We start from the raw sequence: 14674 nt of genomic DNA, 5'->3' as shown, positions 1-14674 counted from the left end.
TTCACCCCCTTACCCAGTTTTCGTCCACGCGCACGTATTTGATCGCCTGGCGATACCAGGTGTAGGCGATATGCAGTGCGCCATCATCACTCTGTTTGATGCTGGGATAGGAGAATTCGCGGTTCAGCTTCTGCTGTGAATTATTGGTCATGCAGTAGCCGTCGCCCTCATCAAGGTTACGCTGCCAGGGCCAGCTGCGGCCACCGTCGGGCGAAATCGCCAGCGTCATCGGCGCGCGCGGTGCGCCCCAGAAGGCGGTGCGCCCGCCGTGCACCACCGGCTCCGCCGCCACCGCCACGTCGCCCTCCTCTTCATCGTCGATCTCGTCATACAGCGAGAGACGGCGTTCGGTGGCATCGCGCGCGCTCATGGCATTGAATACCAGCGCCAGGTGACCATTGCGCAGTGTCGTGACCTGAATGGAGGCGTTGTTATTCGGCAGCGCCGTGGGCTGCGGTGCGCTCCAGCTCTCGCCACCGTCTGCCGAGCGGCTCTGGTAGATATAATCAGCCCAGCGGCTGCGATACAGTGCCAGCAGACTGCCATCCTGCAGCAGCGTAATGTTCATGTGCACGCAGCCGAGGCTGTCCGGCACGGCCACATCGCGCCAGCTTTTCCCGCCATCGCTGGAGATTTTCACTGCGCTGACATCTTCATTGCCCACCCATTTCACGCCGGGCTGCGTGCGACAGTAAAACACCGGCAGCAGCCATTTACCGTCCGGCAGCACCACCAGCGGCTGACGGATAAACGTGCCGGGCTGATCCAGCAGGGTGGCAATCTCACCCCAGCTGCGGCCGAGATCGTGCGACTGGCGATAGCGCACGATGGCCGTGTCCTGATTGCCGGCTTTCTGCGCCGTCCACAGCAGCCACAGCACCTGCTGCGGATCGAGGAACAGCACCGGGTTCTGCTCCGATCGCGTCGGATCGTCCGATAATTGCTGCGCTGCGCTCCACTGTGTGCTGCCCTGCGCCAGCCGCGAACACCACACGGAAATATCGGCGATGCCTTCCTGCGTTCCGCCAAACCACACGCACAGCAGATCGCCATCAGGCAGCGGCAGCAGGTTCGCCGCGTGGTTTTGTGGGCAGCCCGAAGGCAGCATGGCCGTCAGCTGCTGCGCATCCTGCGCGTGTGGATGAAGGTTACCGTCACGCTCAACGGTAACGTTTGAATCGGTCATATCAGGCTCCACTGTTTTGCATTGAAGATTTGGGCGCTTTCTGGCGCGGCGTCTGGCGCGACGGAATCAGCCGGTCGATCACCATGATCACCGCCGGCGTGATCAGAGCGACATACATATTATTGATACCCAACGGATCGCCGAGCAGATACCATAGTGAGGTCATCACGCAGGCACCGATCAGTCCCGCGTTGGCGCCGCGCGTGCTTTTGTAGAACGGCAGATAGAAAGCGATGATCGCCACCACTGAGATCGACAGGCGTATTGCGCGGGTAAAGAACGAAAGCTTTAACACTTCCGGCACCAGCAGCACGAAGATCAGCGGCAGAAAACCAATCAGCAGCGACAGCCAGCGCGTCATGCGGAATTCACGCTCGGGCGTCGGACGGCAGTACGGGACGTAAAAATCCTTCACCACCAGCGAGGCAATCGCCAGCGCCACGGTGCTGACGCTGACAAAAATCGATGCCACCAGCGAGGTGGTGACAATGCCTGCCAGCCACGGGCTCATATCCTGCAGAAACACCGGCAGCGCGTAGAGGCTCTTAATGCCCGGATGCAGATATTTTGCCGCCACGCCAATCAGTGCAATGGCGATGGCGATGGGCATACAGAAGAAAAAGGCTACCCAGGTTGCACGCTTTGCCGACTCCGCGCTTTTGGTTGAGGCAATGGCCTGAATCACAAACTGGGTGCAGAAGATTGATCCGATGGTGCCAATCATCCAGGCGACGATAGTGCTGGCCCCGACGTTGCCATCCCACGTCCAGTAAAAGTGCGGCATCTCTTTGATCATCGGGCTGACGCCACCGGTCATGTGCAGCGCCACGCCGAGAATGATCAGAATACCAACGTACTTTAGTCCGCTGTGCAGCAGCGTCACCCAGGCCACACCTTTCATACCGCCAAACATAAAGTAAAAGGTGCTGACCACGGCAGTGATCACCGCCGCCGTGGTCAGATCAAGGTTCAGCACCGTAGAGATGGCCGCCGCGCCGCTGACGTAGTTGCCCACGTTCACCAGCAGCAGCGCGTAAATCATGATAATCGAAATGATATTTTTGGTGGAGTTGCCGTAGCGTTCGGCAATCGCACCGGAAATGGTGATTTTACCGGTGTTGTAAATGCGTCTGACCAGCAGGAAACCAAACAGCGGAAAACCAATGGCGGCCCCGATGACCGACCAGGATGCGGCAAAGCCATCTTCAAATGCCGCCTGCGCGGTGCCGATGGTGGACTTTGCTCCGATATACTCTGACATCAGCATCACACCCACGACAAAGGCAGGCATGACATTGGAGCCCGCCATAAAATCACCGCTGTTTTTACTGCGTAAACGCCATGTCAGCCAGGTGGTAAACAGGATGTAGGCAATCACTATCCCGACAATAATGACCATCCCTTCAGCAGAGAATTGTTTCATTGTAGCCTCATCGATAACGTAGGGTCGTGGCGTTCGCGGGGCTGCGCGCGCGCCGCAGAATGAGGTGGCGGGTAGGGTTGTTGTCGCGCCAGGCGCTGGCTGCCACCGGCTGTGCGTAATGATTTATTTCAATCAACCACGAATGAAATTACGCACAGGCAGGGCAATTTATAGGGCAATCAGGCGGTAAATTGTTTGATCATGCTCACAAACAATCAAATATGATTGATAATAATCAAATCGAAGGTAAAAAAGTCGCTGCCGGTCACAGTCGCGGTGCGGTGCACCCCCACTGAGAACCGGCGCAGGCATCAGGCCGCCGGCTCATTCTCCAGCTTCTGCCGTTTACGCAGGTGCGGGAACAGGGTCATCCAGAGTGCCACCACCACCAGCGTGCCGATGCCGCCGAGTGCCGCCGCCGGCACGGCGCCCAGCCAGGCCGCCAGCAGACCGGATTCAAACTCCCCAAGCTGGTTAGAGGTGTTGATAAAGATAGCGTTCACTGCGTTCACGCGACCGCGCATCGCATCCGGCGTGTCCAGCTGCACCAGCGCACCGCGAATCACCATGCTGACCATATCAAACCCGCCGAGTGCCGCCAGCGCCAGCAGTGACAGCCACAGCTGGGTAGAGAGCGCGAACACCAGCGTGGCCAGACCGAATCCGGCCACGGAACCAAACATGATCATACCCACGTGCTTTTCCAGCTTGCGGCGGCTGAGCCACACGCCCACCAGCAGCGCCCCGACCGAAGGCGCACCGCGCAGCAGCCCCAGCCCCCACGGCCCGGTGTGCAGGATATCCTGCGCGAAGATCGGCAGCAGCGCCGTGGCCCCGCCCAGCAGCACGGCAAACAGATCGAGCGAAATGACGCCCAGCACATCTTTGCGCTCGCGGATAAAACGCACGCCGGCAAACATATTGGTGAGGGTCATTGGCATCCGCGTTTGTGGCGCACGTTCATAGCGCAGGCGGCTGACCAGCACCAGCGAGAACAGATAGAACAGCGCGGAGACGCCGTACACCACTTCCGGGCCGGCCACATACAGCAGGCCGCCGAGGGTAGGCCCGATAATCACCGCTGCTTCGCCGCCGACCGAGTTCGCCGCCATGGCGCGTGCCAGAATCGGCGGCGGTACCAGCGCAGGCAGCATCGAGGTCATCGCCGGCCACTCCAGCGCCTTCGCCACGGAAATCAGGAATACCAGCCCCCAGATCTCCACGCGGCCAGCCCAGTGCAGCAGCGTCAGCGCCACCAGTCCCAGCAGCGCCGCCCACTCAATCAGCTGGCCGAGGAGCACAATCCGGCGGCGGTCGTGCTGGTCGGCGAGGTGCCCGGCAGGCAGCGCCAGCAGCACAGAGGGCAGAAACTGCATCAGGCCGATCATGCCCAGCGCCAGCGCGCTGTGGGTTAGCGCATAAATCTGCCAGCTGACCGCCACAGAAAACATCTGAAAACCAAATGAGGAGCAGGTGCGTGCCAGCCAGAAGGCGACAAACGCCCTGTGCCGCAGCAGCGAGTCGTCCGCTGCGGAGTGCGGTGAAACCATCGTGATATCCCATCCTTAAAAAGGTTAACCGGCAGACGTCATCGCATCTGCCTGGCGAAAGCCGCAAACCGGCCTTCTTATGTACGTATGCCAGAGTGCGGCATCTTTTCTTATCAGGCAATGGCTGGCTGTGCGTTTCAAAACAGCAGCGTCACTTAACCGTGTCTGAACATCGGGTTAAAGATATTTGCCTGCAGGTTATGTGTGCGCGAAAATAGTCAAATCATTCCGGATAATGTCATAAATCATTAATTAAGGCCGTAACAAGCGACTATATCTCTCTATGAGAAACAGCTAAAAAAGATGATTTTTACCGCGAATTCGATCTATATTGAGGCGCAAAACCGCCGCGCTTTGCCCGTCATATTAATAATTATCAGGTCCCGGCTAATTAATTTTATTAACAGAGATAATGGAAAACAGTTTATACCCTCCTTATGTTACTGAGCGTATTCGTCGCTTTGACGGATCGCACTGTGGTGTGTGTTATTCAGCACACTTTATGCATTATGAAGAAGAAGGAAATAGCTTAGTTAATGGACGTAACATAATTTCACCGGATAACCAGTTACCGGTGACCGACGGCTTAATAATTATTCCGCTTGCCGAAGCGGGACTGGAGGCTTTTTTACAGGGCGTGGAACATTATTCTGAATGGCAGAAGGAAAACGTCCGGCTGGCGATCAACTATGCCGTTTTACGCCGCGGCGGTGCCGCTTTGCGTGAAGCGGCCCGGTACTTTTCCTTCTGGCTTTATGACCTTGCCCCACCGGGAATGGAGTGGAAAAATATTGTTTCCTTTCCGCTGAGCGGCGTGGTGCTGACCGAGACATTCTTCAATGATAATTATCTTAAGTTCAGCTTTCCGTTTCTGCTTTCTTCGCTTCGGGAAAAAGAAGCGGAGGTGATATTACGTACGCCACAGCTGTTACTGCCGGCAGAAACCTGCACTGAATTGCAGTTAACCGGCTGGCAGGAACAGCACACCGGCAGCACACTCTTCGAAGAGTAAGCGGTTACACAAAATTCCGTCCCGCGGCGTTACGGCCCGATATCCGGCAGCCTGACGCCACCAATTCCCCATAAAATGTCGTACTACTCACCGGCGTGAGAGCAAAGCGCTAAAAAAATCAAACCTGTTAACGTTTTTAAGATAAAATTTAACGAAATGGATCAATAAGCGCCACGGAAGAGCGATATCTGAACGTATTTCATCGCTTCGTACTCTATATCGGGAAGCCACCTAAGGTGTTGTTTCCTTAAAGTTTATGGTAAAGAAAGAGGTCAATATTATGGGGAAAGCTTCCTCATCTTTTGGCGTAATCCGCTTTCTCACAGTGCTGTTCGCACTGCTGACAGGCGCGTTTATGCTGGCAGGCGGCATCTGGTTAGCCGCAATTGGTGGTTCCTGGTACTACGTAATAGGCGGTGTGATTATGTTGATCACCGCTGTACTGCTGTGGCGTCGTAACGGCTCCGCACTTCTGCTGTATGCACTGCTGCTGCTGGCGACGCTGGCATGGGGCGTCTGGGAAGTCGGTTTCGACTTCTGGGCGCTGGCACCGCGTACCGATGTGCTGGTGATCTTCGGCGTCTGGCTGATTCTGCCGTTTGTTTATCGCGGTCTGAACCACAGCGGTAAAGGGGGTTTAGGCGCGATGGCGGTGGCACTGGTTGCCAGCGTGCTGGTGCTGGCGTGGGCCGTTTTCCACGACCCGCAGGAGCTGCATGGCAACCTGCCGGAAGCGGCAAATACGCCACAGGCTCAGCCGCTGAGCAACATCGACGATGCGGACTGGCCGGCCTATGCGCGCGATCAGCAGGGCACCCGTTTCTCTCCGCTGAAGCAGATCAACACCAGCAACGTGAAAGAGTTGCAGGTGGCCTGGCAGTTCCAGACCGGCGATCTGAAAACGCCAAACGATCCGGGTGAAATCACGGACGAAGTGACGCCAATCAAAATCCGCGACACGCTGTATCTGTGCTCTCCGCACCAGATTCTGTTTGCGCTGGATGCAACAACCGGTAAACAGAAGTGGAAGTTTGATCCCGGCCTGAAAGCCAACCCAACCTTCCAGCACATCACCTGCCGTGGCGTGTCTTACCACGAAGCACCGGCAGCAGCCGATGCGGCCAACAGCCAGCCTGCGCTGTGCTCACGTCGTATCTACCTGCCAGTGAACGATGGTCGCCTGTTTGCGCTGGATGCTGACACCGGTGCACGTTGCCCGGGCTTCGGCAACAACGGTGAGCTGGATCTGCAGCACAAACAGCCGGTGCTGACCCCGGGCCAGTATGAGCCAACGTCACCGCCGGTGATCACCAACACCACCATCGTGATGGCGGGTGCGGTAACCGATAACTACTCTACCCGTGAACCGTCAGGTGTCATCCGTGGCTTTGACGTCAACACCGGTAAACTGTTGTGGGTATTCGATCCGGGCGCGAAAGATCCTAACGCGATTCCGGCAGATGAACACACCTTCACCATGAACTCGCCGAACTCGTGGGCTCCGGCGGTATACGATCCAAAACTGGATACCGTTTACCTGCCAATGGGTGTCTCTACGCCGGATATCTGGGGCGGTAACCGCACGCCAGAGCAGGAGCGCTACGCAAGCAGCGTGCTGGCCCTGAACGCCACCACCGGTAAGCTGGTGTGGTCATATCAGACTGTGCACCACGACCTGTGGGATATGGACCTGCCGTCACAGCCGACGCTGGCCGACATCACAGACAAAAATGGCAACACCGTACCGGTGATTTATGCGCCGGCGAAAACCGGTAACATTTTTGTTCTGGATCGTCGTACCGGTCAGCCGGTTGTCCCGGCACCGGAAACCCCGGTTCCGCAGGGCGCGGCGAAAGGCGACCACGTTGCGCCAACCCAGCCTTACTCTGAGCTGACGTTCCGCCCGAAACAGAACCTGACCGACAAGGACATGTGGGGTGCCACCCTGTATGACCAGCTGGTGTGCCGCGTTATCTTCAAGCGTCTGCGCTACGAAGGTCCGTTCACGCCGCCGTCTGAGCAGGGCACGCTGGTGTTCCCGGGTAACCTCGGCATGTTCGAGTGGGGCGGTATCGCAGTTGACCCACATCGTCAGATTGCGATTGCCAACCCAATGGCGCTGCCGTTTGTGTCGAAACTGGTGCCGCGTGGTCCGGGCAACCCGATTGAGCCACCGAAAGGGGCTGAAGGGGGTTCCGGTACAGAAACCGGTATTCAGCCGCAGTACGGCGTGCCGTACGGCGTGGAGCTGAATCCGTTCCTGTCGCCATTTGGCCTGCCGTGTAAGCAACCGGCATGGGGTTATGTGTCTGCGATTGACCTGAAAACCAACGAAACCGTGTGGAAAAAACGCATTGGTACGGTACGCGACAGCGCGCCGGTTCCGCTGCCGTTTAAAATGGGTATGCCAATGCTGGGCGGCCCAATCACCACCGCCGGTAACGTGTTCTTCATTGGTGCCACCGCGGATAACTACCTGCGTGCCTTCGACACCAACACCGGTGAAATGCTGTGGCAGGCGCGTCTGCCAGCAGGCGGTCAGGCAACGCCAATGACCTATGAAGTGAATGGCAAGCAGTATGTTGTCATCGCGGCCGGTGGTCACGGTTCGTTCGGTACGAAACTGGGCGACTACGTGATTGCTTATGCGCTGCCGGATGCGAAATAAACATTCGCCGTAAGGTAAGCTAACAACTCAGGCGGGCTGCAAAGCCCGCTTTTTTTCGGCGCTACTGCGCCTTCAGATAGCGAGCGTTCAGCAGTGCGCACAGCGCCATCACCGCACAGGTGGCGAGAAACACCGGCCGCATGCCCAGTGCGCCGCCGAGGAAGCCCCCAAACAGCGGCCCGCACACCTGGCCGGCATACTGCGCCGAGGTCGCGTAACCCAGCATCTTCCCCACCTGCCCCTGCGGCACGTTATGGCGGATCAGCGTTGTGATACACGGCATCAGCCCACCCAGCGCCATCCCCATCAGAAAGCGCAGCACGATAAGCTGCCACGCGGCGGTGACAAACGCCTGCGGGATCAGCAACAGCGCGCATATCAGCAGGCCATAAACCAGCACGCGTCCATGTCCGATGCGATCCGCCAGCCGTCCCAGGCGCGGCGCGGAAAGGATACTGCCCAGCGCCGCAGCCGCCATCACCAGCCCGGCCATGACGGTAATCGCCTGCTCGCCCTGCACAAATTCACTGATATACAGCGTGATGATGGGCTCAATCGACATGCTGGCAAAAATCAGCAGCATGCCGGACAGCCACATCAGCCGCACCAGCGGCAGGTTGGCCGCCGACCGATCGCGCTCAACCGGGCGGACGCTCTTCGGACCGGCGCGGCGCGGCGTCTCTTTCAGCAGAAAAAGCGTGGCCAGAAAGGCCAGGAAGATCGCGGCGCCGGTCAGCCAGAAGGCGTGGCGAATGCCGATCAGCGGCGGCAGGCATCCGCCCAGCAGCGGCCCTGCCACATTTCCGGCCATGATACCGGACGACAGCATGCCCAGCGCCCAGCCGGTGTGCGCTTTGGGCGTCTGCGCTGCCACCAGAATAGTAGAACCCGAGGCATAGCCGCCCAGCAGGCCGGCCAGCAGCCGCAGCGCGACCAGCTGCCACGGCGCGGTCGCCATCCCCATCAGCGACATGGCGATAGCCATGCCCAGGCTGGCGCGAATCAGCATCAGCTTGCGGCCATAGCGGTCCGCCAGCCTGCCCCACAGCGGTGCGGTGAGCGCGGCGCTGAGAAAGGTGGCCCCATACGCCACGCCAGACCAGCGGGCAATGGCCGCCGGTTCCTGCACGCCCAGCTGCTGCATATAGAGTGGCAGAAACGGCAGCAGCAGCGTCATCGCCACCAGCGTGGTGAACGATCCCACTACGCAGACAAACAGATTACGCTTCCAGTGTTGCTGCTCAGGCGCTAACCCGACTGAAACGTGTGGCATGGTACTCTCCCTGCTGAGGTGTTTATCAGCAGGCTAGCAGCGGCCACACCGCGAAAACAGAGGCTGGCTGATATTTGCCGGGCAGCCGCGTATTGTTGCCAGCCAGCAACAATCAGCCATCTGCAAGGGCGGCAATCAGCGCATCACACAGCAGCGCAACCGGCGATGAGGGCTGCGGCTGCGCTTTCAGCAGCAGATAACTGTGCAGGCGATCCATCTGCCATTCCGGCAGCACCTGCTCAATTTCACCGCGTGCCAGCGCCGCCTGCGTCATATAAGCAGGCAGATAGGCGATGCCGGTGCCTGCCAGCGCGGCATTCAGCAGTGCCATGCTGTTATTGGCGCGGAAGCGGCTGCGTACATCCAGCGCCAGCCGCTGCTTATCGCGGCGGAACGGCAGTGCTGCGGTGTGTGCCGGCCCGTGAAACAGCAGCAAATCGTGGCGCGTCAGACGCTCGGGATGATCGATAACCGGGTGATGAGCAAGATAGTGCGGTGAGGCGTACAGGCCCCAGTCAATGCTGCAGAGCTGCCGGGCGGTCGCGGCTTCTGGTGCGCGCGGCCGAATCACAATCGCCACGTCGGCATCCGGCTGCGCATCATCGCCCGGGGTTAGCTCAAGATCGACATTGATATGAATATGGCGACGAATAAACGCGTTCAGCACCGGCACTACACACTGGCAGCCAAAGGTGATCGGTGCCTGCAGCCGGACATTTCCCGCCGGCAGCTGGTGAACCTGTTGCACAAAGGCATCGGCGCGGTGCAGCTCCTCCAGCATACGGGTGCAGAACGGATAATAGGCCTGGCCCAGTTCCGTGAGCACCACTTTGCGCGTCGTACGCTGCAGCAGCCTGATGCCCAGCCGTACCTCCAGCCGGGCAATCTCCCGGCTGACGTGCGAGCGGGAAACGCCAAGCACGCGGGCGGCCTCGCTGAAGCTCTGCCGTTCGACGACGCACGCAAACAGCAGCATCGCGGTCAGGTTGTCACTGTGATCCATGTTCTCCGGGCCTGCAACGCAAAGAAGCGCAGCTTAAAAGCAAACCCGCGCCGACGCACGGGTTTTCATCGCCCTCGCGCGGCGTTCAGGAGGCCATCGCCAGCGGGAACAGCAGGCGTTCCGGCTCTACCCGGCGCTGCCGGCGCAGCTGGCCCGGCGTGACGCGAAAATAGTTTTTGAAGGTGCGGGTATACGCCTGCTGCGTGTCGAACCCGTAGCTCATCGCCACCTGCAAAATCGCTTCGTCGCTGTTAATGAGCGTCAGCGCGGACTCCGTCAGCCGGCGCTGGCGGATATACTCTGCCAGCGAAAAACCGGTGTGCTGACGAAACAGGCGCTGCAGATGCCAGCGGGAATATCCCGAGCGTCGCGCCACTTCATCCAGATGCAGATCGTGCCCTAAGTTATCTTCAATCCATTCCAGTAAACTACGGATAAATTCACGCTGATTCATGGCTTCCTCCGGCTTGGCAAATTTTCCAGTGAAGCCACTGTAGCGCGCTAAATTTATCCCTTAATTAGCAGAAAATTAGCGCAGAATTAGCACGGTAACGTGCGCCGGCCTGCCGTGCCTGAGCGGCAAAAATAATTCTGCGCTAAGAATCGGGCGGTACACTGCCTGCAATCAGCCAGGGGAGAGAACCATGCGAGCGCTGCTGGTAGAAGACGATGAAATGATAGGCACCAACCTGCAGCAGGCGCTGGAAGCCGCAGGCTGGTCGGTAGACTGGGTACGCGACGGCGTCTTTGCCAGCAACGCCTGGTCGGCAGGCGATTACACCTGCGTGCTGCTTGATCTGGGGCTGCCGCGCGAAGACGGCATCAACGTGCTGCGTCGCGCCCGCGCGCGCGGCGACACCACGCCGGTGCTGGTGCTGACCGCGCGTGACACCGTGCAGCAGCGCATTCAGGGGCTCGACAGCGGCGCCGATGACTATCTGCTTAAACCTTTCGATCTGCAGGAGGTGCTTGCCCGTATGCGCGCCATAACCCGACGCCGCCACGGCGCGGCAGATTCCCTGTTAGGCAATGGCGACGTCCAGCTGGACATGATGACGCGCGAAGTGGTTTACAAAGGCCAGCGCGAGCAGCTGACCGCGCGTGAATACGCCCTGCTGTACGCCCTGCTGGAGCGTCCCGGCGCCATCCTGTCGCGCGAACAGTTAGAGAACCGCATCTACGGCTGGGGGGAAGAGGTCACCAGTAATGCGGTGGATGTGTTGATCCACGGCATGCGCCGCAAGCTGGATAACGAAGTGATACGCAACGTGCGTGGCCTGGGCTGGCGGGTACCGGCACTATGAGTTCCTTTACCTTCATGCGTTCGCTGCGTAACAAGCTGCTGGCCACGCTGGTGCTGCTGCATCTGGCGATGATTGGCGGCGTCACCTGGTATTTTTATCACTGCTACGGCGACATGATGGGCACGATGAAAGACGATCAGCTGGCGAAAATTGCCGATGCCTGGGCAAGCAGCCAGCGCATGCCCGCCCTGATGCCGATGGTGATGGAGCAGGAGAAACTGCGCAGCACCTACATCGTGCAGCTGTGGGATACGCGCAATCATCTGCGCGCCAGCTCGTGGCCGACGCTGCATGCGCCGCTGCAGGCGAAAAAGGGCTGGTCAGACGTCAAAGTGGGCGACTGCGGTGATGACTGTGAATGGCGTGTCTACACCCGGCCCGGAGAGCTTGGCAGTGAAATCGGCAATATTCAGGTGCTGCACAACGTCGGCTATATGAAGAGCCTGATGGTGAAGCGCGTGCTCTCTGCCATCATTCCGCTGATTCTGATGATGCCGCTCTCGCTGCTGGTGATCTGGCTGGTGGTACGGGCGATTACCCGTGATTTGCGGGCGGCGTCGCGCCAGATTGCCGCCCAGGAGATGCTGCACTCACACAGCGTCTCGCCGGCGGGCCTGCCGGATGAAGTGCTGCCGCTGGTGGATGCCTATAACTCGCTGCTGGATAAGCTGCGCACCGCCTGGTCATCGCAGCGGCAGTTCCTTGAGGACGCCGCTCACGAACTGCGTACGCCGGTGACCGCCCTGACCCTGCAGCTGGAGAACCTGCGTCAGCATATTCAGCCGGGCGAAGCCCGCCGCCAGTTCGATCAGCTGGAAGCGGGCGTCACGCGCACGCGCCATCTGGTGACGCAGTTGCTGAACGTTTCGCGCCAGGAAGATCAATCGGTGGTTGCCAGCGTAGAAGCGATTGCGCTGGACGATCTGCTGAAAGAGAGCATTGAACAGCTGATGGTGGTGGCCGACAAGCGCGGCATCGATATCGGCTTTAACGGCAGCGCGCACTACCACCTGCACGCCAGCCGCTCGGAGCTGCGCAGCCTGTTTGATAACCTGATCGGCAATGCGATGCTGCACACCCCGGAAGGCAGCATGGTGGATGTGCTGCTGCATCACGTCGGCCCGCATACCGTGGTCGATATCGTCGACAACGGGCCAGGCATGCCGGAATCCTTTATCGATCGCGCCTTTGACCGCTTTACCCGCTCGCCCGACGTCAAGGCGCAGGGTAGCGGTTTGGGCTTATCGATTGTGCGCAGCGTGGCGCAGAAGTACCAGATGCAGGTCGCGCTGTCGAATTGCCTCAGCCCGCAGGGTAACGTGTGCGGGCTGCAGGTGCGGGTGACGCTACCGTAGCGTTACCGCAACGCGCCGGTTGGCACTCGCCGCCGGGCAACCATGTTCCTCAACGCGGAACGTGCCCGCTTGTCCGGGCGAAACACGGACACCCGGCTGCGAAATGCCCGCGGTCGGGGCCCGCATACCCTAGCCGACCGCCGCATGCGCGCCGCCCGTAACCGGCCCTTTTTCCCTCGTCCCTTACGCCCTGTCGCTATCCTTATGACCGGTATGACGGCGATCGTCACCGGTGTCTGCTTTCTGAACGCCCTCAACCAACATTGGCATCATCGCGACAACGTAAACGGTTGCTTCGTTCCGTTCACCGCACATCAATTATGTGAACTTCATCACAATTTCATTGAATCGAAATGCAACACATTTTGACAAACGTGATCAAAATCTATTTTCTATCGCCTTGTTACAGGCACATTACGCGGGCCTGAAACGCCGGCACCAGAGACTGGCGAAAACAGCACACTGCCCATCCCCTGGGATCGATTTCACCCGATCGCGGCGCGCACGCGGCGATCACAAGCATGTGGTTAACAATAATGAAATTTAAAACGTTGATAGCAGGGGCCTTACTGGCCAGCAGCTGGACCGGTGCCGCGCAGGCAGAAAGCGATCCGCAATACCTCTCTGACTGGTGGCATCAGAGCGTGAACGTGGTGGGCAGCTACCACACCCGCTTCGGGCCGCAGTTCAACAACGACGTTTATCTCGAATACGAAGCCTTCACCAAAAAGGACTGGTTCGATTTTTACGGCTACCTGGATCTGACCAACTTCTTTGGTGTCGGCAACAGTAACGCCAACGGCGTGTTTGACCACGGTTCGCCGATGTTTATGGAGATTGAACCACGCTTCTCCATTGATAAGCTCACCGGCACCAGCCTGGCGTTCGGCCCCTTCAAAGAGTGGTATTTCGCCAACAACTATATCTACGACATGGGTCGCAACAGCGACAACCGGCAGAACACCTGGTACATGGGTCTGGGTACCGACATTGATACCCACAGCGATGTTGGGCTTTCACTGAACGTGTATGCCAAATACCAGTGGGAAAACTACGGTGCAGCGAACGAAAACAGCTGGGACGGCTATCGCTTCAAGGTGAAATACTTTGTGCCAATCACCGATCTGTGGGGCGGCAAGCTGAGCTACATCGGCTTTACCAACTTTGACTGGGGTTCCGATCTGCGCGACAAATCTGACCGCTCGCGCACCAGCAACTCTGTCGCTTCCAGCCACATTCTGTCGCTGAACTATGACCACTGGCATGTCTCTACCGTGGCGCGTTATTTCCACAATGGTGGACAGTGGGCTGATGGCCAGGAGCTGAATTTTGGCCGCGGTCCATTTGAAGTGAAATCAACCGGCTGGGGCTACTACCTGGTGGTGGGTTACAACTTCTGATGCACGCTGTGCGTGGCCGCGCGACGGGCGGCCACGCCTGCCGGTTATTCCTGGGGTTTCACCACGTTGATACGCCATGGAATGCCGAACTTGTCGATAAACATACCAAACCCGTTTGACCAGAAGGTCTTCTGCCACGGCGTGGTGACTTTACCGCCGGCGGAGAGCTTATCGAACCAGGCCTTTCCTTCGGCTTCATCTGGCGTGGCCAGGCTCACCGCATAACCCGCATGCTCAGAAGCCGGTGGCTTGGACGTATCGCCATCGCTCAGCATCAACTCACCTTGACCAATCCGCAGATGCGCATGCATGATTTTTTCTGGCGGAAGCGGCGGCGCGGACTGATCGCCCACCTGTTCACCCTGCTCCGGCATATCGCCAAATGTCATCTTTTGCAGAATCTCACCGCCGGTGGCTTCCAGATAGAAAGCTATGGCTTCTTCACAACGCCCGTAGAGAAATAAATAAGGACTTACCTGCATCGCAACCTCCGTTGATAG

At 58.7% G+C, this 14674-nt stretch carries 12 protein-coding genes; 5 read left to right on the top strand and 7 right to left on the bottom strand.

Annotation, left to right across the window (positions count from 1 at the left end):
* Nucleotide 1 precedes the first annotated feature (1 nt).
* The 3 genes from D8B20_RS01735 to D8B20_RS01725 form a co-directional block, all read right to left on the bottom strand.
* Entirely contained in the window at nucleotides 2-1186 is a 1185-nt protein-coding gene (locus D8B20_RS01735) for a sialidase family protein (RefSeq protein WP_145886567.1), read from the bottom strand.
* A 1-nt stretch (nucleotide 1187) separates the two neighbouring features.
* A complete protein-coding gene (locus tag D8B20_RS01730; RefSeq protein WP_145886565.1) occupies nucleotides 1188-2609 on the bottom strand; it encodes a sodium:solute symporter family protein in 1422 nt (473 codons plus the stop codon).
* A gap of 311 nt (nucleotides 2610-2920) precedes the next feature.
* Nucleotides 2921-4159, bottom strand: coding sequence for an MFS transporter (locus D8B20_RS01725; protein ID WP_145886563.1), 1239 nt, complete (start codon nucleotides 4157-4159; stop codon nucleotides 2921-2923).
* A 412-nt stretch (nucleotides 4160-4571) separates the two neighbouring features.
* On the opposite strand from D8B20_RS01725, the gene D8B20_RS01720 reads away from it, so the two are divergent.
* Together D8B20_RS01720 and D8B20_RS01715 are read left to right on the top strand one after the other, a co-directional pair.
* On the top strand, nucleotides 4572-5171 hold the full coding sequence (locus D8B20_RS01720) for a hypothetical protein (RefSeq protein WP_145886561.1): 600 nt from the start codon (nucleotides 4572-4574) through the stop codon (nucleotides 5169-5171).
* A gap of 280 nt (nucleotides 5172-5451) precedes the next feature.
* A complete protein-coding gene (locus D8B20_RS01715) occupies nucleotides 5452-7839 on the top strand; it encodes a glucose/quinate/shikimate family membrane-bound PQQ-dependent dehydrogenase (RefSeq protein ID WP_145886559.1) in 2388 nt (795 codons plus the stop codon).
* A 61-nt stretch (nucleotides 7840-7900) separates the two neighbouring features.
* Here the strand turns inward: D8B20_RS01715 and D8B20_RS01710 are convergent, their stop codons facing one another.
* The 3 genes from D8B20_RS01710 to D8B20_RS01700 form a co-directional block, all read right to left on the bottom strand.
* On the bottom strand, nucleotides 7901-9112 hold the full coding sequence (locus D8B20_RS01710; RefSeq protein WP_145886557.1) for an MFS transporter: 1212 nt from the start codon (nucleotides 9110-9112) through the stop codon (nucleotides 7901-7903).
* A 112-nt stretch (nucleotides 9113-9224) separates the two neighbouring features.
* Entirely contained in the window at nucleotides 9225-10115 is an 891-nt protein-coding gene (locus D8B20_RS01705) for a LysR family transcriptional regulator (RefSeq protein WP_145886555.1), read from the bottom strand.
* An 85-nt stretch (nucleotides 10116-10200) separates the two neighbouring features.
* Nucleotides 10201-10569, bottom strand: a complete 369-nt coding sequence (locus D8B20_RS01700) for a helix-turn-helix domain-containing protein (RefSeq protein WP_145886553.1) — start codon at nucleotides 10567-10569, stop codon at nucleotides 10201-10203.
* Nucleotides 10570-10759: 190 nt separating this feature from the next.
* Here D8B20_RS01700 and D8B20_RS01695 point away from each other — a divergent pair, with 190 nt between their 5' ends.
* From D8B20_RS01695 to D8B20_RS01685, 3 genes are all read left to right on the top strand, one after another.
* On the top strand, nucleotides 10760-11419 hold the full coding sequence (locus D8B20_RS01695) for a response regulator (RefSeq protein WP_145886551.1): 660 nt from the start codon (nucleotides 10760-10762) through the stop codon (nucleotides 11417-11419).
* Complete coding sequence (locus D8B20_RS01690) at nucleotides 11416-12774, top strand: sensor histidine kinase (RefSeq protein ID WP_145886549.1); 1359 nt, start codon at nucleotides 11416-11418, stop codon at nucleotides 12772-12774. Before D8B20_RS01695 ends, D8B20_RS01690 begins: the two co-directional genes overlap by 4 nt.
* 536 nt (nucleotides 12775-13310) lie before the next feature.
* Complete coding sequence (locus D8B20_RS01685) at nucleotides 13311-14174, top strand: nucleoside-specific channel-forming protein Tsx (protein ID WP_145886546.1); 864 nt, start codon at nucleotides 13311-13313, stop codon at nucleotides 14172-14174.
* A 44-nt stretch (nucleotides 14175-14218) separates the two neighbouring features.
* On the opposite strand, the gene yjdN is transcribed toward D8B20_RS01685, so the two are convergent.
* Entirely contained in the window at nucleotides 14219-14656 is a 438-nt protein-coding gene (gene yjdN / locus D8B20_RS01680) for a VOC family metalloprotein YjdN (protein ID WP_145886544.1), read from the bottom strand.
* Nucleotides 14657-14674: the final 18 nt, after the last annotated feature.

It is taken from the genome of Candidatus Pantoea soli (genome assembly GCF_007833795.1).
Classification (GTDB): domain Bacteria; phylum Pseudomonadota; class Gammaproteobacteria; order Enterobacterales; family Enterobacteriaceae; genus Pantoea; species Pantoea soli.
The sequence above is the reverse complement of the archived record's forward strand: the minus strand, read 5'-3'. Positions and strand labels throughout refer to the sequence as shown.

Bases quoted from the DNA above. Each gene is read 5' to 3' on its own strand.
- D8B20_RS01735 (WP_145886567.1), bottom strand. From the start codon at position 1,186: ATGACCGATTCAAACGTTACCGTTGAGCGTGACGGTAACCTTCATCCA.
- D8B20_RS01730 (WP_145886565.1), bottom strand. From the start codon at position 2,609: ATGAAACAATTCTCTGCTGAAGGGATGGTCATTATTGTCGGGATAGTG.
- D8B20_RS01725 (WP_145886563.1), bottom strand. From the start codon at position 4,159: ATGGTTTCACCGCACTCCGCAGCGGACGACTCGCTGCTGCGGCACAGG.
- D8B20_RS01720 (WP_145886561.1), top strand. From the start codon at position 4,572: ATGGAAAACAGTTTATACCCTCCTTATGTTACTGAGCGTATTCGTCGC.
- D8B20_RS01715 (WP_145886559.1), top strand. From the start codon at position 5,452: ATGGGGAAAGCTTCCTCATCTTTTGGCGTAATCCGCTTTCTCACAGTG.
- D8B20_RS01710 (WP_145886557.1), bottom strand. From the start codon at position 9,112: ATGCCACACGTTTCAGTCGGGTTAGCGCCTGAGCAGCAACACTGGAAG.
- D8B20_RS01705 (WP_145886555.1), bottom strand. From the start codon at position 10,115: ATGGATCACAGTGACAACCTGACCGCGATGCTGCTGTTTGCGTGCGTC.
- D8B20_RS01700 (WP_145886553.1), bottom strand. From the start codon at position 10,569: ATGAATCAGCGTGAATTTATCCGTAGTTTACTGGAATGGATTGAAGAT.
- D8B20_RS01695 (WP_145886551.1), top strand. From the start codon at position 10,760: ATGCGAGCGCTGCTGGTAGAAGACGATGAAATGATAGGCACCAACCTG.
- D8B20_RS01690 (WP_145886549.1), top strand. From the start codon at position 11,416: ATGAGTTCCTTTACCTTCATGCGTTCGCTGCGTAACAAGCTGCTGGCC.
- D8B20_RS01685 (WP_145886546.1), top strand. From the start codon at position 13,311: ATGAAATTTAAAACGTTGATAGCAGGGGCCTTACTGGCCAGCAGCTGG.
- yjdN (WP_145886544.1), bottom strand. From the start codon at position 14,656: ATGCAGGTAAGTCCTTATTTATTTCTCTACGGGCGTTGTGAAGAAGCC.